The following is a 22,199-nucleotide window of genomic DNA, read 5'->3' as shown; positions in this document are numbered from 1 at the left end:
TCAGGCTCAGACAGGCCGCTGCCGCGGCCTGTCTGGTTTGCTTTTTAATTTATTCGTAGCGCAGCGCGTCGATCGGATCGAGCTTGGCCGCTTTGTTAGCCGGGTAATAGCCAAAGAACACACCGATCGCCATACTGAAGCCGACCGCTAAGACACAGGCTGCAGCCGACGGTTTGGCTGGATAGCCTAACAAATTCGCCACACCCGCGCCCATCGCCACGCCTAGTAAAACGCCTAACAGTCCCGCAATCATACAGATGATCATCGCTTCGATGATAAACTGAACGCGGATTGCCAGGTTCGGCGCGCCCAGCGCTTTGCGGGTGCCGATCTCACGGGTTCTTTCGGTGATGCTCACCAACATGATATTCATAACGCCGATGCCGCCGACCAACAGACTGATCGCCGCGATGCCCGCGATCGCTACCTTGACGGTATCCAGCATCTCGGTCATCGTTTCCAGCATTTCCTTCATGCTCGACGCAGAGATCGTGTAAGAATCGTTATGCGTATAAAAGCTGGTGAAGAATGCTTCGGTATCGCTGAGCAGCGTATCAACGTCCTCGCCGGCCGCCCCGACGACCGTGACAGACTGATAGCCCTGGCCGGCCTGGGTGATCTTCTTTGCAGTAGCGACGGGAACATACATCGAGGTCGAAAGGTTATCGCTGTCCGAGAGCGCCGCCATCATACTGCTGGAAGTATCATAGTGGTAAATCCCGACGACATAGAACACCTGCACGCCGTTGTTGAGGCTGACCTCCAGCTTTTCGCCCATCGCCTTTTCAACGGAGCCATACAGCTTTTCCGCCAGATAATCCGAGATGACGGCCGAGCGTTTCGTATCCGTATTGTCCTTCTCGTTGATAAACCGCCCGGTGATCATGTCCAGATCCTCGACAGTCAGGGCGTCAGGATTGACACCGCTCACGCTGACGCTGCCGGACACCTCGGCCTGGCTGATCGTACCGCTGCCGACGTTCTCTGAGCAAGATAGCGCTGTGATCCGGCCGTCGAACAGCGAACGGTATTCTGTTATCATCGCTTCCGAGATCAGATCTTCCTCGTCAGGGCTGCTCGGACCGAACATCAATACCCGGCCGCCGCCATAGCTGTCAGAAGATGAGCTGCTTTTTTTCTGCAGTGATACGGTGATGTTGCTTGCGCCCATGCCTGACATACTGTCGGTAATCGAACCGGTCAAGGAGTCGCCGACAGTCATGATCGCGATGACCGAGCTGATGCCGATGATGATGCCCAGCATTGTTAACAGCGAACGCATCTTATTCGCTTTCAGACTGGACAGCGCCATCAGGATATTATCAAGCACACCCATGGATGCCCGCTCCTTTCCGAACGTTGACGATCTGACCGTCGCGCAGCGTGATCACGCGCTGAGTTTCCTCTGCCAGCTCGGGATTGTGCGTGATCAGCACGATCGTTTTGTGTTGTTCCTCATGCAGCTTATGAAACAGATCCATGACAATCCGGCTGGTCGCCGTGTCCAACGCGCCGGTCGGTTCGTCCGCCAGGATCAGCGAAGGATCGTTCGCCATGGCCCGGGCGATCGCCACCCGCTGCTTCTGTCCGCCGGAAAGCTCGTTGGGCTGGTGTTTTTTCCGTTCGCCCATGCCGACCAGATCGAGCAGTTCCGCCGCCCGTTCCGATCGCTCACGGGCCGGCAGCCCGGCGTACAGCATTGGCAGCTCGACATTTTTCAGCGCGCTCATCCGGCCGATCAAATTGAAGGTCTGAAAGACGAAGCCAATCTGTTGGTTGCGGATCTTTGCCAGTTCTTTATCCCCGGCCGTCTGGATGTCGACGCCATTGAGCTTGTAGTGGCCTTCTGTCGGCCGGTCCAGCGCGCCCAGAATGTTCATCATTGTTGATTTGCCGCTGCCGCTTTCGCCGACGATCGCGATGAACTCCCCCGGCTCGACCTGCAAGTCGATGCCGTGCAGAATCTCAAGCTCATTGGGCTTGCCAATGTAATACCGCTTGACGATGCCCTGCATCGCGATAACAGGCTGTGCCGGACTCATCCGTTGCCTCCCCGGCCGCCTGGCGCTCCGCCTCCGTTTCCGCCCGGTCCTCCGGCAGGCATCTGACCGGCAGGCATTTCTCCGGAAGGCATCGCTCCGCCCATGTCGATCTGCATGCCGCCGTTCATCTGAACCTGTTCGCCGCTTTCGCTCCCGTTAACCTGAGCCTGTTCCGGATCTGCGCTGCTGCGCACCTCCATGCCCTCGCTGAGCTGAGTTGAACTGATTTCCACATAGTAATCATTTTCCTCCCCGGTGGTCACGACGACTTCCTTAAAGACGGCGTCGCTGCCGGAGCCGGATTCCTTGACGAACACGATCGATTCCCCGGCGTCATTGGTGCCGACCGCATCGATCGGAACGACGAAGACGTTATCCACAGTGGACTGAATAATCTCCACCGTGGCGTTGATGCCGACATACAGACCGCTGTTGGGCGTCGTGACCGTCACCTCGGCCGAAAATCCGCCGTTTTGCGAAGAAGCGACCGGCGAGATCTGCGTCAGCGTCCCTTCGATCTCCCCTTCGGTGGCGTCCGTCGTAATTTTCGCAGTCATCCCCAATTCGACGTTCTGAATTTCATATTCCGGAATTGTCACAGTGATTTTCAGCGCGTCCGTGTCCTGAATCGTCGCGATCGTCGTGTTGTTGGTCGCCATCGACCCGACTGTGACGTTGATCGCCGTAACCTTGCCGGCGGTTTCCGCCGTCAGCGTGCAGTTTTCCTTCTTCTCGTACAGATCGTCGAGCGTATCGCTGGAGGAAGCCTTCGTGACCGCTTCCTTGGCGTCCTCGACTTTCGTCTGCCAGCTGTCGCGGTTATTGCGGGCTGTATTCCAGGCGGTAAGCGCGGCGTTGTAGGCGCTTTGGGCTGTATTGTAAGCCGCCGCCAGGGTATCGTAATTCATCGCCGACTGCGCGGATTTTAAATCCTGCTGAGCGCTGTCAGCCTTTGATTTGGCGTCGGCGGAGGCCTGCTTGGCATCATTGTAAGCCGTCCCGGCTGCGCAGGCTGTATCTTCCAGCCCCGTGCAGGTCCCGTCGCTGATCGCGCTGTTCAGGGCTGAAAGTGCCTGATTTTCCGCTTCCACCGCGCTTTGATAGGCCGCCTGCGCTTGATCGACATTAGCCTGGAACGCGTCGACAGAGCTGCGCGCGGATTCATACGCCGTCTTTGCGCTGTTCATCGCGCTTTCTTTCTCCGCCATCGTATTCCACGCACTGTCCGCGTCGCTTTGCGCCCAGGTCAGATTTTCTTCCGCGGAAGCCAGTGAATCCTTCGCGTTATCGATATTTTCCTGCAAGCTTTCCAGCGTCTTTTCAATGTTTTTGTCAATTTCATCCGTGTCCAGGACACAGATGATATCCCCGGCTTCTACCCAGTCCCCGACCTGGACGGGAATCGACTTCACCGCCAGCGACTGGTTCGTCGTGACGTTCGATACCGACGCGCTTTCCACCGTGCCGGTCAGACTGATCGAATTGTTCAGCGTTGTTTTTTTCAGAACGGTCGTTCGGATAAAGGAAGCCTGAGTGGTGTTCTTTCGGGTTGTTCCCTGACGGGAAAAATAAAAACTCCCCGCACCGGCCAGACAGATGCCGACAGCCAGGATCACCGTTTTCTTCCGGGTCCATCGCAGGGATTTCAGTGAGAATTGGAATTTCATTTCATCACGCTCGCTTTCCACACTTCTAATAAGCACCGCTATTCTCCCATGGCCATGTGAATTGTTTTTGAATAGTTCATGACCGTAAACTGAATTTCCGGCGAAGCTTTGGCGAAGGCCGGGATTTCCGTGCTTTTCCCGTGTCCTTTCGACAAAGACCGCAATTTCGTCATTCCTGTCTTTTGTAAAGCTGTTAAATGGTGTAAACTTAGAATAACGAACATACGCTTTTAGTTGAAGAAAGGATCGTCCACATGAACAATTCGGAATTCTCTGGCGAACCGCAGGTTTTTCCCCTCATCCAGGCCTTGTTTGTCGACAACGACTGGACCTGTTTAGAATCGTTACTCGATGAAAACATTCAATGGCACGCTACCGAACCGCGCCGGGATTATTCCGGTCTCAGTCAGGTTCGCGATCATATCGAAAGTCAAATGCACCGGCACCGCGAAACGCTGATCTGCACGACAGCGCCGGTCAGTTCCGCGCTGAACGACCGGTATCGGTTAATCACCGTCAAAGCCCTGATGCAGGGCAAAGACTGCCATTCCCTGATCCTGACGCTGATCCAGGATCAGGAGAGCGGAAAATTTTGTTTTGTTCAGATCTGTCCGGCGCAAATCGCTTCTGAAGCCTATCAAAATCAAGAATTGGCCCTGACGTTTCTGCCCGATCAGATGCCGGGTGGAATCTTCCATTGTTTATTCGATGAACCCCTGACGCTCTTACAGACCAGCGACAGCTTCCTGCAGCTGACCGGCTATACCCGGGAAGAAATCCGCACGGAGCTGCACAACAGTTTCCGCGCTTTGATCGACCCGCGGGATTATGAAAATACGCTGTGGGAGGTCCGCGAACAGCTGCGCCACGGGTGTGATAAAGAATTACAATTCCGGCTGCTGCGCAAAAACGCAGAGCCGATCTGGGTGCTGGATAAAGGCCGTTATCTGCAGGACGAATGGGGGCGGCAATATTTCTGCTGCATTCTTGTCGACATTTCAGAATCCAGGCGGATCGCCGAGGAATTCCGGTTAAGCCTAGAGCGTTATGAAATCATCATGAATCAAACCCAGGACATTATTTTTGAGTGGAACATCGCGACGGACGAACTCACCTTTTCTGAAAACTGGAAACAATACCTGGGCTATCCGCGGCAGACCACCGTCTCCGGACTGTTGGATGAAAAGAACACAAATTTCTATACGGAACAACGGAGTTTATTTGCGGATCTGTGCCGCCGCATCCGGGCGGGCCAGGCTTACATTGAAGACGAACTGCAGCTGCATGACATTCATCGCCAGCCAAACTGGTTCCGAATCCGCGTGACAACCCAGCTGGATGAAAATCAAAAACCGATCAAGGCTATCGGCATTCTCTCCAACATCGACGAGGATAAACAGCGGGCCCAGAAGCTGCTTGAAAAGGCGCAGCGCGATCCGCTGACGCAGTATTATAATAAGGAAACAGCCCAAACCCTGATTCAGGATTGGCTGTCAACTCAGCCGGTGCAGAACGCCTTGATGATCATCGATATCGACGATTTCAAAATTGTCAACGATACGCTCGGCCATCTGTTCGGCGACGCCTTCCTGATTGAAGCGACATCGCGGATCCGGCAGCTGTTCCGCAGCGAAGATATCCTCGGGCGGGTTGGCGGCGATGAATTTTTAGTCTTCATGAAGAATATCCCTGACAGAGAACTGGCGGAAAAGAAGGCCCGGCAGATTATCGAAGCCTTCCAGTCGATTGAGCTTCGCAATCAGAAGATCCTCAAAGTATCCTGCAGTATCGGGATTGCGATGACTTCGCCGGTCAATCCGAACTTCCACTATTGGTTCCACCGTGCCGATCAGGCCTTGTATTCCATGAAAAGCCAGGGTAAAAATCAATATGCCTTTTACAATCAGCTCGCTGACGACAACGCGTTCTTTCCGATGGTTGAAGGAGTCTCGGCCGTCAATGCCCGGATCGATTCCAACCCGTTGAAAAAGTACGAAACACCGCGGATCAGCGAATTCATTTTCAACAAGCTCTACGAAGCTCAGGATTTAGAGCGTTGTATTCAGGAAATTCTTGAAATCATCGGACGGCATTTCGACGTCAGCCGCGTCTATATTTTTGAAAACAGCGACGATGATCAATATTGCACCAATACGTTTGAATGGTGCAACGAGGGAATTCCTCCGGAAAAAGAGAATTTGCGGCACATTTCGTATGAAGATGATCTCGAAGGCCGATATCTGGCCAATTTCGATGAAAATGGATTATTCTATTGCCAGGATATTCAATCGTTGGATCCCGCGCAGATCCGCCTGCTGGAACCGCAGAAAATCAAATCACTGCTGCAATGCCTGATTCAGGACCGTGGGCGTCCGCGGGGTTACATCGGCTTCGACGAATGCCGTGAAAAACGGCTGTGGGATCAGGAACAGATTAATGTCCTCACCTATGTCGCGGAAATTCTCAGCGTCTTCCTGTTGAAAAAACGGGCTGAAGACCGGATTCAGCAGTTAGAATCCAGCTTAAAAGTAAAGTGAAAGAAACTCCCGCCGGCGGCAGGGAGTTTTCTTTTCTGCTATATCCAGCCTGCATAGCTCTGTTTTGATCCGGATCCTTGTCTCGGTTCAGCCCCGGCTGCAATCTCATCGAACATCGCAGCGCAAGCCACAAGCTATTCTTCCAGCAGCTGCCGCTGCTTCGCTAACGGCAGGATCATATACAAGCCCATTTCAAACGTATAAAAGCTGATCAGTCCGGGGTATTGATCCAGATCCAGTTTTCCGTTCAGCACCCGTATCAGCCGTTCATACAAGTCCCGTTCCGCGCCTTCCAGAAGCTCGCGGCGCACACTGGCTGCCAGCCGCTGCATGTTTTTTAAATAGATCAGATATTCCGAGTTATATTCGGCAATCAAATCGCCTAACGGGCCATTGACAAAACGAACCAGCGGCAGCGTCACTTTCTCATAGTTCAGCGTCCAATAAGCCTGATCCCGCGGATCGTCCGCTAAATGCCGCAGCCGCTTCATGATCCGCTGCCGCAGCTGCCCATAGCTCTCCTCCTGCAGCTTCAGGATGGCCTGGGAATCGTGGTAACGCTGACGCGCGTCATTTTCAATCTGCTCGCTGTCCAGCGCATAAATGATCCGGGCAACATACCGCAGCGATCCCTTGAGCTCCTGCTGCGCCTGCTCGGTAATTTTCCCCCACAAAAACAACCGGTATTCACTTTTGGGAACATTCAGAAACGAACTCCAGATAAAGATGGAGATCATCCGCGCATCCTGATCCGGACACACCAAATCCAGCATCGACTGATCCGCTTCCGTCGCGGCGGTTGAACGGCCGACCTGTTCCTTAAGGTTGGCAACGTTGTACTGCGGCGGCAGCTCGGTCAGCAGCGTCGATAACGAACGAATCAATCCCAGCTGCCGAAGCAGCTGCGCCCGTAAATCCGCCAGCTGCCGGTGAAGATAGAAATTGGTCATGCTGGGATAACGGAATAATTCCTCGACCGCGCCGACGGGAACATTGTATTGCCGAAGCAGCGCGATGATCTGCAGCCGGTCGACATCGGCTTCGCTGAAATCCAGATAATTATTTTCAGCATTGCGATCAGGCATAATCAATCCCTGATCAATATAAAAATAGATCGCTTTTTTCGTCAGCCCGGTCTTCCGGCAGACTTCCTGAATCCGCAAAGAAATCACCTCGTTTCTTTTTTACCTCAAATAACGATTCTGAGATCGTTACCATCCCTGATTTTATAATTCGAACGAAGGAGTTAAATCTTATCCCAAACCATTCCCTAAGGGAACGGTTTAATCATGGATACTTTGTGAAAGCACTTCCACTTCTCACGTAATTCCCTGTTTTCTTCATTATACACTAATCCCGCGGGTCAAAAAAGTGGGGATTGACCTTCCTGTCACAGGACATTGTATAATGAGCTTGCGAAAGCCTTAACAAAAAGGAGTGGAAAGAAATGAAGAAACAAGCAAGCAAGTTTGCGGCGCTGCTGATGTGCGGAGCGATGGTTCTGTCGTTAACGGCCTGCGGCGACGGCGGTAAGAAAACCGAACCAACCCCGGACGCGGCTGCCAAGCAGTCCTACACAGCCGGCACCTACACCGGCACGGCAACCGGCATGAAGGGTGACGTTACGGTAGAAGTCACCGTCAGCGAGGACGCGATCACGGACGTCGTCGTCAAAGAACATCAGGAAACCTACGGCATCGGCTACGGTCTGGAAACCTCCCCGGTGGAAGTCCTGCCGAAGCAGATTGTCGAAACACAGTCGTTAGGCGTCGATAACGTCACCGGCGCGACGATCACAACCGCGGCGATCAAGAACGCGGTCGCCAGCGCGGTTACGGAAGCCGGCGGCGATGCGGAAGCCTTGAAGAACGTTCCGGTTGAGAAAACCGCAGAAGACCAGACGCTGGATGCCGACGTTGTCATCGCGGGCGCGGGAGCAGCGGGTTTAGCGGCTGGCATCGAAGCTTCCCGGGCTGGTGCCAAGGTTATCATCCTGGAAAAGCAGGGCGTAACCGGCGGCGCAACGACGCGCAGCGGCGGCAAGCTCTTAGCGGCCGGCACGGAATGGCAGAAGAAGCAGGGCTATGAAGATACCCCGCAGCAGATGTTCGACTACATGAAAACAATGGACGGCGCAGACCAGCTGAATGAAGAAATGGTCAAGGCGTTCTGCGATGATTCCGTTGAAAACATGACCTGGCTGGAAGACATGGGCGTCATGATCTATGACGTTGAAGCGATTCACCAGTCCCTGACGCCATGGCGCGTGCACAACACGACCAATGCGGCAGGCCATCACGGCGGCGGTATGACCGACGGCTTCGGCGGCAACATCACCGTGCCGATGACGGAAGAATATCTGAAGAACAACGGCGAAATCTACTACAACACGACTGCGGATACGATTCTGACTGACGCCAACGGCGCAATCGTCGGCTTAAGCGGAACGAAAGCGGACGGAAGCAAGCTGACGGTCAACGCGAAAAACGTGATCATCGCGACCGGCGGTTATGCGCAGAACAAAGAAATGATGAAGCGCTATGCGCAGACCACCGAAGGCTTTGTCACCTCCGTTCCAGCCGGCAATATCGGCGACGGTCTGACGATGGCGGAAAAGGTCAACGCACAGATTTATGACGCACCGGCAACGCAGACAGTTTACCTGGATTTCAATTCCGGCGTCGGCATCAATGAAGAAGCGGGCCTGATCGTCAATGCGGAAGGCAAGCGTGTCGCCAACGAATACACTTATCAGTACCATGTTGCGGACGCGATCGCCAAGAGCGGCAGCGGTTACGGCTGGTATATCGCTACGGCCAACGATCCGGCGCCGACCGTTCAGTACGCGATGACGCTGGACAAGACGCTGAAAGCGAATTCGATCGAAGAACTGGCGAAGCTGATGGAAGTCGACGCGGCTGAGCTGCAGGCGACCATTGATCGTTACAACGAGCTGTGCGCTGCGGGTAAGGATGAAGACTTCGGCAAACCGGCGGATCACATGATCGCGGTTGAAGGTGAAACCTACTACGCGCTGAAGCTGCGGCCAAACGTAACCGTCACCTTCGGCGGTCTGGTCACCGATATCAACGCACAGGTTCTGGATACGGAAAACAATCCGATTCCGGGTCTGTACGCCGCGGGCGAAGTTGCCTTCACCGGTCTGTTCGGCGACGAATATCCGTGCTGCGGCATGGCGATCGGCGGCGCTGTCTACTACGGACGGATCGCAGGTCAGCTGGCAGCGGCCAACAAATAAATCGATCTTCAACACACAAGAAAGAAAACGGCAGAAAACCGGCGAGATTCGCGGTCTCTGTCGTTTTTTTTATATGTACCGGCTTGCCAGGTCTTCCTCATCTGCCTTGTAAACCAGGTCAGCGGCGATCAGAAAGCTCTGTAAGCTGACGCTTTGACTTGCGGAAGTCCCCATTTTTTTGTTACGCTGGAAGCAGGGAAAAATCCTGCTTCCAGGATTCCGCAGAAGATCTCTCATGAAAGAAGGAATACGATGAAGATCCAAGATGCTTGCCTGCCTTGCATAACAGCTCAGACAGTCAGCTGTGCCGCTTTGATTCCAGAAGCCGACCGCCCCGCGTTTTACCGTTCAGTCTTTCACACCTTAGCTCAGCTTGATTTTAATCAGCCGGCACCGGCGGCGATCGGCGCTGTTTACCGACTTGTAAAACAGACGCTGCGAACAGAGGACCCCTACGCTTCGCTGCGGCAAAGGGTGAACGAGAATCTGCTTGCGGAGGTGCCGGCGCTGAGCCTGCGGATCAGCCAAGCTTCTGATCCGTTTGCGGAAGCGCTGCGGCTGGCAATTCTGGCTAACGGCTTCGATTTCAACCCGATCCATCATCCGGATTTCAATCGCATGCTGAATGAATTCAAGACCGCACTGGACGTCCCTTTCGATCTCGAAACGACGGCGCTGAAACAGGCGCTGAGCGAAGCGAGGACTGTGCTAGTGTTAGGAGACAACTTTGGCGAGGTTGTGATCGATGCGCTGCTTTTAGAACAGATCCACCAGCTGAATCCTGACTTGAATCTGGTCTATGCCGTGCGCGGGCAACCGGTCGTTAACAATGTGATCGCCGAGGACGCCCGTCAGGCCGGTATTCATCGCTGGGCCCGAATTCTCAGCAACGGCGACGACGCACTGGGCACACTGCTGCCGCGCACCAGTCCGGAGTTCCAGGCGATTTATCATCAAGCCGATCTTCTGTTATGCAAAGGTCAGGCCAATTATGAGTGTCTGATCGATCAGCCTGAGAAAAGCCGTTATTTTCTATTGAAGATAAAATGTTCCGTTCTGGCGTTGCGCACCGGTCTGTCCATAGGCACGCTGGCCTGTCTCGCCGCTCCCGCCGGACTTTGATTTCATCGGAATGCTCATCGTTTGATATGCGTTGCTTGTCATTCGCTTCAGCCGTGGTGTATACTAAAAACTAAGCAATCAGAAAGTGGGGGAGAAATCCATGAGAATTGAAGAATGTCTTGAAAAGTCCCGATTTGAAGCCCAGGGCTCCATTGTCTTAAACGGTCAGCCGATCCCATACCGCACCGTCTGCGAGGATAATTTCTTTGTCGACGAGGAAGGTCAGCCGACGGCGACGATCTTTTCGTACGCCTATTTCCGCAGCGACGTAGCGGATCCGACGACCCGTCCAGTTTTGTTCGCTTACAACGGCGGGCCGGGATGCTCCAGTTTGTGGGTTCATGCCGGGCTGTTTGGCCCGCGGCGCGTGAAGCTGGAAGACGAGCTGCATCTGCCGACCGTGCCGCCGTTTGAGCTGGAAGACAATCCGCATTGTCTGCTCGATCTGTGCGATATCGTTCTGGTCGATCCCGTAGGCACCGGCTTTGGACGCCTGATCCAGGAAAAAGCCCGCCCGGATTTTTATGACGCGGACGGCGACGTCAAAGCGATGGCGATGTTCATCGAACAATGGCTGACCCGTTACAACCGGCGCAACAGTCCGATCTTGTTAGCGGGGGAAAGCTACGGCACCGGCCGGTCGGCTTTGCTAGCGGCCGAGCTGTTGGGCGCGGGACCGATCAAGCCGGATACGCTGGGGCTGTCCGTCAGCGGCATCATGCTTTTAGGCAGCACCTTCTTTGAAGCCAATCCGGCGGAACCGTCAGCCGTAAATCTGATCACGATGGCAGCGACGAATCATTATCATCACCCGGACGGCAAACCGGATCGCGATACCTTTATCGCCCAGGCTTTCGATTTTGCCAAAACAGAATACCTGAGCGCTTTGTTTCAGGGCGACGCGCTGCCGGAAGCGGAACAGAAAGCGATCGCGGAAAAGCTGACGTATTTTACCGGTATCGAAACCGAGTTCTGGGTTCGCCATCATCTGCGGATCGACATGCAGAAGGAATTCGCCCATCTGTTGTTAAAGGATCAGGGACTGGCCGTCGGCTTCTATGACGGACGTTACGCCTGGAAAGACGATCCGGCGATCCGGGATTCCAACGTCATTGCGGACGACCCGGCAATGGGTCAGTACACACCGGCCTTCCAGACGGCTTTCGCATTGATCTGCAAGGAGCTGAACATCAGCTTCAACCGCAGCAGTAAGGGACTGGTTTTCGACGTCAACGAAACATGGCAGCGGAAGTCGAAATCCTCGCCGGCTCAGGCGTTGGCGGGAGCGATGCGGCGCAATCCAAAACTGCGCGTCTTCTTTGCCAGCGGTTTGTACGATCTCTGCACGACGGCCGGCAATGCCCGTTATCTGGCAACGCATTCGCATTTAGATCCAAGCCGGGTGGTGATCGGCGAATATCCGTCAGGCCACATGGCTTATCTGGGGGAAGAAAGCGCGAAACTACTCGGAGCGGATATGCGGGCATTCTTCACTCAGGCGATCGGAAAATAAATTTTCTTCGTTCGGCAGCCCTTCTTTTGAAATCAGAATATTTGTTGAATCAAAAACCGGCGTTTTAAAAGACGCCGGTCTTTTTCATTTTCCACGCCTGCTTTTAATTCAAAAAAGCGGCGGCTGGCCGCTTCTTTTCTCGATTCCTGCCGGATAAAATGTCATGCCGACGAATTGATATTTCTTACTTCTGTCCCTGTCATCAGAAATTCTTTGTCCGCTTGTTCGTTTCCCTTGCCTCCTAACTGAAGCTGATATTTTCAATTCTTAACGCTGGTCTATTTTGCATGTTTTTCTTCCTGCAGGCGTTTCTTAGCCGCTTCGGTGGTTTCTCCTTCGCGGGTTAAATACCGGTCGACGAACGCATCTTCAATTTTTGTATATCCGGAAATCACGCTGTCCTCTACTGCGGCAAAAACGCCGGTAACATTTTCCGCTATCTTCTGATTCAATTCAACAAATTTTGATTTTGCCATTTAATTTTCTCCTTATTCCAATTCCTTTTTGGATCATCCTCACACCGAGTCCTCCGGCAAACAGACAGACACCAACTCCGGTCAATCCGTTCATAAGCCTTGCCGTTTCCTGCCCCATCGCTCCGAAGGACGCGATCATCGACCGCTGCAAGGTCAAAACCGACACGGCCGCTTCTGCCAGCGAGATATTCCCGATCACCTGGAATAAAAGCCGTTTCTGTTTCCTAAATACCCGGATTATCGTCCAGGTTAGCTTATAGAATGTATACGCGGCGATCGTGATCATGAGTATTTCATCATAGACAGCCGCCCTATTCCGGACCCAACTCAAATACTGAGCGCCCATCAACACAAAGCTCAGGATTGTCAGCAAGCACCCGCACAGCACCGCCGCCAGTCCGTCCGCAGTCTCACTCCTCCACCAGGTTAAGCCGCAGACCACAGCGATAAATCGCATAAAACTCAAGACGCCGTAATACATGCATAGCGTAACAAACCATAACGACTGATACGTTACCCCCAGCAGGCCATTATAAAACACATATGTAAGGTTCAAACACAGACTACCCGCAGCCATCCACAAAAGTCTGTGTTCCGGATTTTGTTTCAGTCCCATTAGTATACCCGCATAGCCATCAGATGGCATTCCTGTTTGTTTCCGCTGGTTTTTAATCTTCGAATTTTTACAGATTCGCTTCATGGCGGTCATTGAATTCTCTTATCAAATGTTCTCTAGTCTTTGATTCCCTGAGTCAAGGGGATCAAACAAAGCAAGATTACGATCCCTGTTAATCCGATGCCGATTCCCAGCGCCAGTTTGTTCCAAACCATACTGAAACACATGCCGATCCCCAGCGTTAACGCGCCGAGAATGCCTGTCAGCAGCGTGAGCAGAGTTTTTCCTGAAATTTGAATCGGATTCTTATGTTCCATCTTCCGCCAGAGCAGATAGGTGATCAAGCCCAGAAGCAATCCCACGCTGCCAAATACAATCCCGGGTTTGAATGCATTCCATTCGGGAATCAGCGCCATACAAAAGCCAAGCGCAAACAAAACGCCGCTGACAGTTCCTAACATCAAAGCTGTAAAACTACTTTTTTTCATACTGATACCTCCTCGTTTATTAAAGCAACGATTGTTGTTTTAATGTAAACCTAGTATACTGTTTCAAAGAAGCGAAAACCATCATCAATTTGAAGACAAGTGTTGGATTAATGGAGGAAATGTCTATGAATGTCAAAAATAACCGCCGCCGGCGGGAATCGATTGAACGGATAGAGAAAGCGTTCATTGAATTATTACAGACCCGGGAGCTGAACGAAATCAGCGTTTCCGATCTTTGTAAAATCTGCGAACTGAACCGCAGCACCTTTTACGCTAATTATGTTGATCTTTACGATCTGGCCGACAAGGTAAGGGTTCATTTGGAAAGTGAAGTCAATCACCTTTATGAGACCGAACGAACTCAAAAATTCAACAGTAACGATTATCTCCGATTATTCCGACATATTCAGGAGAATCAGTTGTTTTACCGCACTTATTTTAAACTTGGCTATGATAATCAGTATGAAATCCAGTTCTACGATACCGAACAAGCTAAACAAGATTTCAATAATCAATACATTGATTACCACATGGAATTTTTCAAAAGCGGATTAACGGCGATCATTAAACGGTGGCTTGCCGGAGGATGCCGGGAAACGCCGGAAGAAATGGACCACATTGTCCGCAGCGAATATCAGGGTCGGGGTCGTTGAATGATTGAACTCAAACAGAGCGGAAAAACATGCCGTGTCCCGGATTTTCTCCTCTGACTGATTAACGCAAAAAAGCCGGCTAAGCATACCCTTTCAGAGTTTTGCCTGCCCGCTTCGTTCTTGAGTGTCCTTTTTCCCTGAAGGAAAATTGAAGTTTTATAAGCGCCGGAAAAGCCGGCGTTTTCTCAAAAAGAATTGAATTCCTGCTTGAATTACATCGGTTTTAAGTTCTTGTTCAGCCGGTCGACAATCCAGGCGATCCGCTTTCTCCGCCCGGCCTCGGTTTTAGGATCCAGGAAAGCGCGGGTGTATGTTTTCTTAACCGACATGGACATCAACTGAAAGTTGGAATACGCCTGCGGATAAGCTTCCAAAACAGCGGAAAGCGACGCGATTTGTTCGTCCGTGACCGCCGCCGGTTTTGGTGCGTCCCATTGTCCGTTCGCTTTGGCTTCCGCGATCTTTTTCCGACCTGAGTCGGTCATCCGGCCTTGTTCTTCCAGCCTTTGAACAAGCTGCTTGTTCTTTTCCGACCACTTGCTTTTCCCGCGGCGCTGCGAAAAGTATTTGCGATACGTTTTATCATCAAGACTCTGCATCTGACCGTCAATCCAGCCGAAACAAAGCGCTTCTTCCAGCGCTTCGCCCGCTTTGATCGTTTTCGGTCCTCCGGCCTTGCCCAGTATCAGCCAGACCCCTTCCTCAGACAAGCAATGATCTTCCAGCCATGCCCTGAATTCTCCGCGCGTGGCGAATTGAATTGTTTCGTTCATTTCCTGATCCTCCATTTCCAGCTTTTCATCAAGCTAACCAGTGCTGTCTGTACTGCGCATTTCTTTTTTTATGACTCTGATGATCAAAAGCTCAACAGTCCCGCGAGGCGGCGGAAACCTGACAGAATTCAAAATATTTATTCACCGCTGTTTTTAAAGAAGCCAATCCCTTGTACCAATCCGATCCCGCCCTGAAATTTATGGAGCAGCGCAGCGGCCGATGTTTCTGCCAGTCTTCCGTCGTATACGTTAGTTGATCCAGCAGGGAAGCCCCCCTGTCTTTTCTGAATTCCAGATCAAGACTGACGTCCAGATTCTTTTCTACGCGCTGGCAGCGCTTGATATAGTTCTGAACGACAGCTTCGGAAACTAACGTCCGCAGCCATTTTGCATAATCGTCAATCCGCATGGGTCTGACCTCCCTCTCTCTGTTAGCTTGATTATATCATGGAAGTTCGCCGCCGGCTTATGATATGATAAAGTCAGAAACGATGTCTGACCGTCGCTCGTTAAACGCAGTTGCAAAGCGGTGATGGATGAAAAGCCAGCTGACAGACAGCATATTTACAAAAAGTTACTTCACCAGGGAGGATTAAAATGAAGAAAAGAATCGGACTGGGCCTGGGTTTTATCCTTTTGCTTCTCGGATTTTGCGGCTTTAAAATGAAAACGACGGTTTCTTTAAGGGCGCTGATTGCCAATTCCGAGAGAATCACCCTGATCTATTGTGAAGAGACAACCAGCAATACGGCTTGCGATCCGATTGAAATCACAGAGGAAGACATAATTCAGGAGCTCAGCCTGCTTTTTCAGGAAGATCGTTTTACCCGTACTTTCTTCTTTTCACAGAAAACCGCTCATGACATTCCCTTAAGAACAGGGATGCTGCTTCTCAGCGATGGAAATCAGACCTGGAATCTTGAGATCTACGGCGATTCTACACTTCGCCTTAACTATCAGGCTTATTCGACCGGATGGTTCAGCAACCCGACGGATTCCCTGCTTGACCGCATCGAACAGGCTTACACGCAATATAAAAAGATGGATGCCAAAAGCATTAAGTAAGGAATAGAATCCAAGAGAGCACCGGTGATCAACATCAAAAAAACGCAGCGTTAGAGAACCCTCTAAACCTGCGTTTTCTTTCTTTTTTGTTCTTAATCAGGAATTTCTGGGGCTTAGCGAACCGTGCTGCCGACCGGCAGCTTTTCAACGGAAAGCACCTCGATCTGATCCTCGCCCATGCCGGCTAAAATCATGCCTTGCGACTCGACGCCTCTTAACTTGGCCGGCGCTAAGTTGGTGATGACGACAACTTTCTTGCCGACCATCTGTTCCGGCTTATAGCTGCCCGCGATGCCGCTGACAATCTGCCGCGGCTTTTCTTCGCCGATGTCAATCTGAGACACCAACAGCTTGTCCGCTTTCGGATGCTTTTCGCAAGACAGAACCTGCCCGACCTTCATTTCAATCTTCGCAAAGTCGTCGATCGTGATCTGCGGTTTCGCCGGCTCCGCTGGTTTTACCGGCGCTTTCTTCGGCTGTTCCGCTTCGATCTTTTCCAGCATTTCCTTTTCATCGATCCGCGCAAACAAAATCTGCGGCTTCGGTGTTACATGAATACCATCTTCCAGCTGCCCGAAAGTCAGCACGGAATCATAGCTGCGCTGCTGCGTATTGAGCTGATCGAGAATGGCTTTCGACGTTTCCGGCAAATAACTTTCCAGCAGAATCGCCGCAATCCGGATGCTTTCCAGCAGGTTATACAAAACGGTAGCCAGCCGGTCTTTCTTTGTTTCGTCCTTGCCGAGCGCCCACGGCATCGTTTCGTCGATATATTTGTTGCTTCGGCGCAGCAGAGCGAAAATTTCGTCGATCGCGTCTGCGACCCGCAGTTCGTCCATCTTTTTCTGAACATTCGCCGGCGTTGCTTTAGCCAAGGCGATCAGTTCGTCATCAATCGGATCGCTGACATTTGCGTTATGGACTAATCCGCCGAAATACTTATTGGTCATCGATAGCGTGCGGTTGACCAGATTGCCGAGGATATTCGCCAGATCAGAATTGATCCGTTCAATCATTAATTCATAGGTGACCGTGCCATCCTGAGCAAACGGCATTTCATGAAGCATGATGTAGCGCACGGCATCGACGCCGAAGTAACGAACCAGATCATCCGCGTAAATTACATTGCCCTTGGACTTGGACATCTTGCCCTCGCCCACCAGCAGCCATGGATGACCGAACACCTGCTTCGGCAGCGGCAGATCCAGCGCCATCAGCATAATCGGCCAGTAGATTGTGTGGAAACGCAGAATATCCTTACCGATCAGATGGACATCCGCCGGCCAGTAGTGCTTAAACTTTTCGCCATGATTACCGTCGCAATCGTAGCCCAGACCGGTGATGTAGTTGGTCAGTGCGTCGATCCAGACATACACGACATGCTTCGGATCAAAATCAACCGGCACGCCCCAGGTAAAGGAAGTGCGGGAAACACAAAGATCCTGTAAACCCGGCTTGATGAAGTTGTTGATCATTTCGTTCTTGCGGGATTCCGGCTGAATGAATTCCGGGTTTTCTTCAATGTGCTTCAGCAGGCGATCCGCATATTTGCTCATACGGAAGAAATAAGCTTCTTCCTTCGCTTTTTCAACCGGCGCTCCGCAATCCGGGCATTTCCCGTCGACGATCTGGCTTTCAGTAAAAAATGATTCGCAAGGCTTGCAATACCAGCCCTCGTATTCTGATTTGTAGATATCGCCCTGATCATACAGCTTCTTAAAAATCTTCTGAACCTGACGCTCATGATCCGGATCGGTTGTCCGCATGAATTTATCATAGGACGTATTCATCAGATCCCAGATTTCCTTGATCTGCCCTGCGACCTGATCGACGAACTGCTGCGGCGCTACGCCTGCGGCTTTGGCTTTATCTTCAATCTTCTGACCGTGTTCATCCGTTCCGGTCTGAAAGAAAACGTCGTATCCCAGCATTCTCTTATACCGGGCGATACTGTCGGCGAGAACAATTTCATAAGTATTGCCGATGTGCGGCTTGCCCGATGTGTAGGCAATCGCCGTTGTAATGTAATATTTTTCGCTCATGATAATTCCTCCTTTTTTTATAATAAAAAAACGTCCTTGAAAGGACGCTGATTTCGCGCGGTACCACCTTACTTCATATCTTTTCGATATGCGCTTGCTTCTTAACGCGAAGTCACGTCTTATCCTACGCTGTTCGGATAATCAGTTCCAAGACCATGTTCGCTTCTGTTTTCCGTCCTGCTTTCACCTGCCCAGGCTCTCTGATTCAGAAAATGGAGAAGCTACTCTTCTTTTCTCTACCTTTACGCCCTTAATTATAGTCACAGAAACTGCCGATGTAAAGCCTTAATCTCGCCTGTCAATGCTTTTTTCTTACGATTGTTTCACTAGTTCTCTATCGCTAAAGCATGATATAATGGTTATCAAAGAGGGAAGTGTATAATTATGCGAAAACAGAAGAAGCGCGGTTTCACATTAATCGAGTTAATCGTCGTCGTTGCGATACTGGTTGCTTTGTTACTCATATTGGTTCCAAGACTCACAGGCTTTACGTCGACGGCGGCTGAAGTCCAGTGTCAGCAGACCCGGCAGAAAGTCATGGAAATGTATAATGCTTACCAGATCAAAGGCGAACCGGTGTCGATTGAGGATTTATTAAAGAACAAAGATGATGAATATTTTATTTCCACACCGAAATGCGCATCAGGAGGAAAGTACAGTGTTGTTGAAATTAAAGGTTTAGTGACACTCATCAAATGTTCGAAACATGGAAGCATTTCAAGTGGAAACCTTGATTACACGCCGAAAGGTATTCAAAGCGCGATGTTGGAATTCATGAAATTCTTAAATGAACAGAAGAAAACTAACTCTAGTATAATTAGGGAGTTAACTGGAAATTCTAAACTAAACAATGACGCTATCCGAAATTTTATGAAAAATGAAATATACGGAGGCTCTTGGCCGGCTTTGGATAATGGAATTGTTAATGCAGCAAATTTGCCAAAAGGCGACTATAAAATACAAATTTGTTATAGACATGTGACTGATCCAAATGTGGAAAACCCTTATAACAATCCTGTTCCAGAAAATGCGATTATCTATGCTTCCACAATTCAAGGGGGAAACTGGAATACGAGTCTTATTTACAATCAAGATGATAATAAATGGTATTCAGGTAAGAGTTTAGTTATAAACGGAAAGACCTGGACAGAGGTAAAAACACTAATGGAAGAAAAAGGCTGGAAGCCCGTCGAATACAGCGAATAAAACTATGACAACTTCATGACATTTTCCAATTACTTCAATTTTTTCATTCCTTAATCCTTCTAATCTTATGGAATCACCAAAAAGGGTACATGGAGGATAAAGTAATGAGAAAAATAGTCATGATCATCTTAACCGCAGGTTTACTGTTGGGAACAGCCGCCTGCCAAGCGAAAGAAGACAAGCCAACACCACCCCTTACTCCCGAAGCTGCTGAATCTCCGTCGACTTCAGAGACAAAGCAAGGGGAAGAAAAAACCATCACCGGAAAAATCAGCGATATTAAAAATGTCATGTTCATTCTGGATGATGGAAAAGAGGCCTATGTTTTTCCGATTGATGAAAACTTTAAAATGGACGGAATCCAAGACGGCGATCAGGTTCAAGTCACATATACCGGAGAATTGAGCGTCACCGGCGAAACAGAATTGACGACGATCAAAGTTGAAAAAGTGAACTGATCAAAAACAGAAATGACAAAAGGATGAGGATGGAAAATTCCTCATTTTTTTTCTCACGTTTGATTCATTAGGAAAACGCGAGTTTCGCTAACGTTTAAAATCATGGTTGAATTATTGCTTTCTTTCCTGATGAAAATAATTTCTAACTTTCCGAAAATTTATTCATTTTGTTGTTGACAGATTTTCATTTGTCGTTTAGACTAAGAATCATAAAATCGATGAACAGAAAAAGTAAGCGGAAGAATCCATCAGCGAGCTGACACAGAGTGAAAGGTCAGCGGCACTTGTTCCGGTGAAAACGCATCTGGGAGATGACTTTCTGAATTCAGTAGGAAAGTCCGCATATCCGCGTTAAGGATTTGAGGAGGCCGGGATAGACCGGCAATTAGAGTGGCACCGCGAATCCATCGTCTCTAGCATAAGCTAGGGACGATTTTTATTTTCCCTGAGGATTCTGGAAAGGAGTGATGTTGATGATTCCCCCTGTAAATTTAACAACTTATAAACAGAAATCAGAAACCCAACATTCTAGGAAACGCTACCGACGATGTTTCTGCTTCTTTACCAAAACCCATTTAAGAAAGGAAAATTACCATGAAAAATTAAATATGCTTCTCTGCGCAGGCTTATTAGTCCTGAACACCGCTTGTTCTTCCAAGCCTGACCCTTCTTCACCAACACCGGAAACAAAACAAAATTCCATCGTCGTCGCAGTCGGCGGACAGATTACGACGCTGGATCCCGGCTTCAATACGGAAACCGTCAACAATTACATTCTGGCCCATACCATTTCCAGCCTGATGACCAAGGATGAGAACGGCAACGTCATTCCGGAACTGGCCGAAAGCTATACGGTCAGCGATGATGGCCTGACTTATACGTTAAAGATCAAAAACGGACTGACCTGGAGTGACGGAAAGTCGCTGACCTCGCAGGACTTCAAATATGCCATCCTGCGGAATCTGACTTATGGAGCGGAAAACTCCCTGACGATCTACAATCTGATCACCTATCTTAAAGGCGCGGAAGAAATCGCATCGAATACCGATCTCGACGCTGCCACGCTGGAAATCGACGGCGTTCAAACACCGGACGACTCGACGCTCGTTCTGACTCTGAAACAACCCTGCGCCTTTTTCTTGAATTTGTTATGCGGCAACGTCTGGTCGCCATTAAGAGCGGACTTTGCGGATCCGCATGATTCCACCTGGGCGCTGAAGCCGGGGTATCCAAGTATCGGCGCGTATCAGCTGGCAGAGTGCAACGAGAATGAAAAAGCCGTCATCGTTAAAAATGACAGCTATTACAATGCCGATGCGATCACGCTGGATCAGATCACCTTCCTGGTTATGCCGGACAGCGACGCCCAGTCATTCGCTTATAAAAATGGTGAAATTGATATCGCGATGAATGTTCCGGTTGACGTTGGCGTCAATTATCCCAACCAGAACGAAGTCTGGAATATTCCCTCTCCGACCTCTTATTTCATCGCGCTCAATTCTGGATCTACCGCTCCGGAATGTCTGAAAGACAGCCGGGTGCGGAAAGCGCTGGCGATTTCGATTGATAAACAAGCTCTGGCGTCCACATTGGGACCGGAAGAATACTATCAGGCCTTAGCTGGCTACGTTCCATCCGGACTGAATGGGGCTGATGGGGACTTCCGGAAGGAAGCCGACGCGCAAGGCACTATGCAGGCCTACGATCCGGAACAGGCGAAGACACTGCTGAAGGAAGCCGGGTATGATGAAACAAATCCGTTGAAAATCAAATACAAATATTCTTCTTCCTTTATTCACGCTGATGTCGCGCAAATCTTGGAAGCGATGTGGAAAACCATCGGGATCGACTGTGAACTGGAAGTCGTGGAATCCGGCGTTTTCTACAATCAGATCGACAACGGCGACTTCGATCTTTCCCGCTACGGTTATACCGCCAGCGACGATCCTTCCCAATTTCTGACCTTGTGGACAATCGGGCAGCAGGTTGTTCCGGCCGTCGAGGATCCTGCTTATGATCAAATGATTCAAGAGGCAGCGGCGATCGTCGATCATACGGAATACATGAACGCGCTGCATGCGGCTGAAGAATATCTGATCGAGGAACAAGCCTATATCATTCCGCTGTTCAGCTACAACACGCCGATTCTCAAGAGTGAAAAAATCCAGAATGCCACCAAGAAGGGAACGACGCCGTATTACGGCTACGTCACACTGCAATAGCTCCCGGATTTTCTCTCCCCGCTGAACTCCCTTACACTCGATAAAAAAGGATGAACGTGT

The 22,199-nt window shown here is 50.5% G+C and carries 19 protein-coding genes and 2 other annotated features; of the genes, 9 read left to right on the top strand and 10 right to left on the bottom strand.

Annotated features, from left to right (window positions below):
• Positions 1–49: 49 nt before the first annotated feature.
• The 3 genes from HOLDEFILI_RS12120 to HOLDEFILI_RS12110 are packed head-to-tail and all read right to left on the bottom strand — an operon-like array spanning position 50 to position 3,745.
• Positions 50–1,336 carry an ABC transporter permease gene (locus tag HOLDEFILI_RS12120; RefSeq protein ID WP_006060015.1) on the bottom strand — a complete coding sequence of 429 codons (1,287 nt, stop codon included), beginning with the start codon at positions 1,334–1,336 and terminating at the stop codon, positions 50–52.
• Positions 1,323–2,042, bottom strand: a complete 720-nt coding sequence (locus tag HOLDEFILI_RS12115) for an ABC transporter ATP-binding protein (RefSeq protein ID WP_006060014.1) — start codon at positions 2,040–2,042, stop codon at positions 1,323–1,325. The genes HOLDEFILI_RS12120 and HOLDEFILI_RS12115 overlap by 14 nt, the downstream gene beginning before the upstream one ends.
• Positions 2,039–3,745, bottom strand: a complete 1,707-nt coding sequence (locus tag HOLDEFILI_RS12110) for an HlyD family efflux transporter periplasmic adaptor subunit (protein ID WP_156788932.1) — start codon at positions 3,743–3,745, stop codon at positions 2,039–2,041. The genes HOLDEFILI_RS12115 and HOLDEFILI_RS12110 overlap by 4 nt, the downstream gene beginning before the upstream one ends.
• A gap of 218 nt (positions 3,746–3,963) precedes the next feature.
• Here HOLDEFILI_RS12110 and HOLDEFILI_RS12105 point away from each other — a divergent pair, with 218 nt between their 5' ends.
• On the top strand, positions 3,964–6,246 hold the full coding sequence (locus HOLDEFILI_RS12105; RefSeq protein WP_006060011.1) for a sensor domain-containing diguanylate cyclase: 2,283 nt from the start codon (positions 3,964–3,966) through the stop codon (positions 6,244–6,246).
• 134 nt (positions 6,247–6,380) lie between these two features.
• On the opposite strand, the gene HOLDEFILI_RS18500 is transcribed toward HOLDEFILI_RS12105, so the two are convergent.
• Positions 6,381–7,409 (bottom strand): MerR family transcriptional regulator, encoded by a 1,029-nt coding sequence (locus HOLDEFILI_RS18500; RefSeq protein ID WP_050766980.1) that lies wholly within the window; start codon positions 7,407–7,409, stop codon positions 6,381–6,383.
• 284 nt (positions 7,410–7,693) lie between these two features.
• Between HOLDEFILI_RS18500 and HOLDEFILI_RS12095 the strand changes: the two genes are divergently transcribed.
• The 3 genes from HOLDEFILI_RS12095 (at position 7,694) to HOLDEFILI_RS12085 (ending at position 12,140) form a co-directional block, all read left to right on the top strand.
• Entirely contained in the window at positions 7,694–9,505 is a 1,812-nt protein-coding gene (locus HOLDEFILI_RS12095) for an FAD-dependent oxidoreductase (protein WP_006060009.1), read from the top strand.
• A gap of 252 nt (positions 9,506–9,757) precedes the next feature.
• Complete coding sequence (locus tag HOLDEFILI_RS12090; protein WP_006060007.1) at positions 9,758–10,627, top strand: damage-control phosphatase ARMT1 family protein; 870 nt, start codon at positions 9,758–9,760, stop codon at positions 10,625–10,627.
• A gap of 100 nt (positions 10,628–10,727) precedes the next feature.
• On the top strand, positions 10,728–12,140 hold the full coding sequence (locus HOLDEFILI_RS12085) for a S10 family peptidase (RefSeq protein WP_006060006.1): 1,413 nt from the start codon (positions 10,728–10,730) through the stop codon (positions 12,138–12,140).
• Between the two features lie 278 nt (positions 12,141–12,418).
• Here the strand turns inward: HOLDEFILI_RS12085 and HOLDEFILI_RS12080 are convergent, their stop codons facing one another.
• The 3 genes from HOLDEFILI_RS12080 to HOLDEFILI_RS12070 all read right to left on the bottom strand — a co-directional run bounded on the left by HOLDEFILI_RS12080 (position 12,419) and on the right by HOLDEFILI_RS12070 (position 13,720).
• Positions 12,419–12,616, bottom strand: a complete 198-nt coding sequence (locus HOLDEFILI_RS12080; RefSeq protein ID WP_006060004.1) for a hypothetical protein — start codon at positions 12,614–12,616, stop codon at positions 12,419–12,421.
• Positions 12,594–13,232 (bottom strand): hypothetical protein, encoded by a 639-nt coding sequence (locus HOLDEFILI_RS12075; protein ID WP_156788931.1) that lies wholly within the window; start codon positions 13,230–13,232, stop codon positions 12,594–12,596. The genes HOLDEFILI_RS12080 and HOLDEFILI_RS12075 overlap by 23 nt, the downstream gene beginning before the upstream one ends.
• A gap of 116 nt (positions 13,233–13,348) precedes the next feature.
• Entirely contained in the window at positions 13,349–13,720 is a 372-nt protein-coding gene (locus HOLDEFILI_RS12070) for a hypothetical protein (RefSeq protein ID WP_006060002.1), read from the bottom strand.
• A gap of 125 nt (positions 13,721–13,845) precedes the next feature.
• Between HOLDEFILI_RS12070 and HOLDEFILI_RS12065 the strand changes: the two genes are divergently transcribed.
• Positions 13,846–14,373, top strand: coding sequence for a TetR-like C-terminal domain-containing protein (locus HOLDEFILI_RS12065; protein ID WP_039864915.1), 528 nt, complete (start codon positions 13,846–13,848; stop codon positions 14,371–14,373).
• A gap of 212 nt (positions 14,374–14,585) precedes the next feature.
• On the opposite strand, the gene HOLDEFILI_RS12060 is transcribed toward HOLDEFILI_RS12065, so the two are convergent.
• Positions 14,586–15,146, bottom strand: coding sequence for a YdeI/OmpD-associated family protein (locus tag HOLDEFILI_RS12060; protein ID WP_039864953.1), 561 nt, complete (start codon positions 15,144–15,146; stop codon positions 14,586–14,588).
• Positions 15,147–15,237: 91 nt separating this feature from the next.
• A complete protein-coding gene (locus tag HOLDEFILI_RS12055) occupies positions 15,238–15,555 on the bottom strand; it encodes a hypothetical protein (RefSeq protein ID WP_006059999.1) in 318 nt (105 codons plus the stop codon).
• A gap of 188 nt (positions 15,556–15,743) precedes the next feature.
• Here HOLDEFILI_RS12055 and HOLDEFILI_RS12050 point away from each other — a divergent pair, with 188 nt between their 5' ends.
• Positions 15,744–16,211, top strand: a complete 468-nt coding sequence (locus HOLDEFILI_RS12050; protein ID WP_006059998.1) for a hypothetical protein — start codon at positions 15,744–15,746, stop codon at positions 16,209–16,211.
• A 113-nt stretch (positions 16,212–16,324) separates the two neighbouring features.
• On the opposite strand, the gene metG is transcribed toward HOLDEFILI_RS12050, so the two are convergent.
• Entirely contained in the window at positions 16,325–18,253 is a 1,929-nt protein-coding gene (metG, locus tag HOLDEFILI_RS12045) for a methionine--tRNA ligase (RefSeq protein WP_006059997.1), read from the bottom strand.
• A 37-nt stretch (positions 18,254–18,290) separates the two neighbouring features.
• Positions 18,291–18,499: a binding site (T-box leader), on the bottom strand.
• Positions 18,500–18,637: 138 nt separating this feature from the next.
• Here metG and HOLDEFILI_RS20100 point away from each other — a divergent pair.
• The 3 genes from HOLDEFILI_RS20100 to HOLDEFILI_RS12030 all read left to right on the top strand — a co-directional run bounded on the left by HOLDEFILI_RS20100 (position 18,638) and on the right by HOLDEFILI_RS12030 (position 22,139).
• Complete coding sequence (locus tag HOLDEFILI_RS20100) at positions 18,638–19,459, top strand: prepilin-type N-terminal cleavage/methylation domain-containing protein (RefSeq protein ID WP_006059996.1); 822 nt, start codon at positions 18,638–18,640, stop codon at positions 19,457–19,459.
• 104 nt (positions 19,460–19,563) lie between these two features.
• Positions 19,564–19,917 (top strand): OB-fold nucleic acid binding domain-containing protein, encoded by a 354-nt coding sequence (locus HOLDEFILI_RS18495; protein ID WP_050766979.1) that lies wholly within the window; start codon positions 19,564–19,566, stop codon positions 19,915–19,917.
• 209 nt (positions 19,918–20,126) lie between these two features.
• Positions 20,127–20,335: a binding site (T-box leader), on the top strand.
• 190 nt (positions 20,336–20,525) lie between these two features.
• On the top strand, positions 20,526–22,139 hold the full coding sequence (locus HOLDEFILI_RS12030; protein WP_006059994.1) for a peptide ABC transporter substrate-binding protein: 1,614 nt from the start codon (positions 20,526–20,528) through the stop codon (positions 22,137–22,139).
• Positions 22,140–22,199: the final 60 nt, after the last annotated feature.

The sequence above is a fragment of the Holdemania filiformis DSM 12042 genome (assembly GCF_000157995.1).
Classification (GTDB): domain Bacteria; phylum Bacillota_I; class Bacilli_A; order Erysipelotrichales; family Erysipelotrichaceae; genus Holdemania; species Holdemania filiformis.
Note: the sequence above shows the minus strand (reverse complement) of the source record. Positions and strands in the feature narration are given on the sequence as shown.

Excerpts from the sequence above, each read along its gene's own strand:
- HOLDEFILI_RS12120 (WP_006060015.1), bottom strand. The coding sequence starts at position 1,336 with ATGGGTGTGCTTGATAATATCCTGATGGCGCTGTCCAGTCTGAAAGCG.
- HOLDEFILI_RS12115 (WP_006060014.1), bottom strand. The coding sequence starts at position 2,042 with ATGAGTCCGGCACAGCCTGTTATCGCGATGCAGGGCATCGTCAAGCGG.
- HOLDEFILI_RS12105 (WP_006060011.1), top strand. The coding sequence starts at position 3,964 with ATGAACAATTCGGAATTCTCTGGCGAACCGCAGGTTTTTCCCCTCATC.
- HOLDEFILI_RS12095 (WP_006060009.1), top strand. The coding sequence starts at position 7,694 with ATGAAGAAACAAGCAAGCAAGTTTGCGGCGCTGCTGATGTGCGGAGCG.
- HOLDEFILI_RS12090 (WP_006060007.1), top strand. The coding sequence starts at position 9,758 with ATGAAGATCCAAGATGCTTGCCTGCCTTGCATAACAGCTCAGACAGTC.
- HOLDEFILI_RS12085 (WP_006060006.1), top strand. The coding sequence starts at position 10,728 with ATGAGAATTGAAGAATGTCTTGAAAAGTCCCGATTTGAAGCCCAGGGC.
- HOLDEFILI_RS12080 (WP_006060004.1), bottom strand. The coding sequence starts at position 12,616 with ATGGCAAAATCAAAATTTGTTGAATTGAATCAGAAGATAGCGGAAAAT.
- HOLDEFILI_RS12075 (WP_156788931.1), bottom strand. The coding sequence starts at position 13,232 with ATGGGACTGAAACAAAATCCGGAACACAGACTTTTGTGGATGGCTGCG.
- HOLDEFILI_RS12070 (WP_006060002.1), bottom strand. The coding sequence starts at position 13,720 with ATGAAAAAAAGTAGTTTTACAGCTTTGATGTTAGGAACTGTCAGCGGC.
- HOLDEFILI_RS12065 (WP_039864915.1), top strand. The coding sequence starts at position 13,846 with ATGAATGTCAAAAATAACCGCCGCCGGCGGGAATCGATTGAACGGATA.
- HOLDEFILI_RS12060 (WP_039864953.1), bottom strand. The coding sequence starts at position 15,146 with ATGAACGAAACAATTCAATTCGCCACGCGCGGAGAATTCAGGGCATGG.
- HOLDEFILI_RS12055 (WP_006059999.1), bottom strand. The coding sequence starts at position 15,555 with ATGCGGATTGACGATTATGCAAAATGGCTGCGGACGTTAGTTTCCGAA.
- HOLDEFILI_RS12050 (WP_006059998.1), top strand. The coding sequence starts at position 15,744 with ATGAAGAAAAGAATCGGACTGGGCCTGGGTTTTATCCTTTTGCTTCTC.
- metG (WP_006059997.1), bottom strand. The coding sequence starts at position 18,253 with ATGAGCGAAAAATATTACATTACAACGGCGATTGCCTACACATCGGGC.
- HOLDEFILI_RS20100 (WP_006059996.1), top strand. The coding sequence starts at position 18,638 with ATGCGAAAACAGAAGAAGCGCGGTTTCACATTAATCGAGTTAATCGTC.
- HOLDEFILI_RS18495 (WP_050766979.1), top strand. The coding sequence starts at position 19,564 with ATGAGAAAAATAGTCATGATCATCTTAACCGCAGGTTTACTGTTGGGA.
- HOLDEFILI_RS12030 (WP_006059994.1), top strand. The coding sequence starts at position 20,526 with ATGCTTCTCTGCGCAGGCTTATTAGTCCTGAACACCGCTTGTTCTTCC.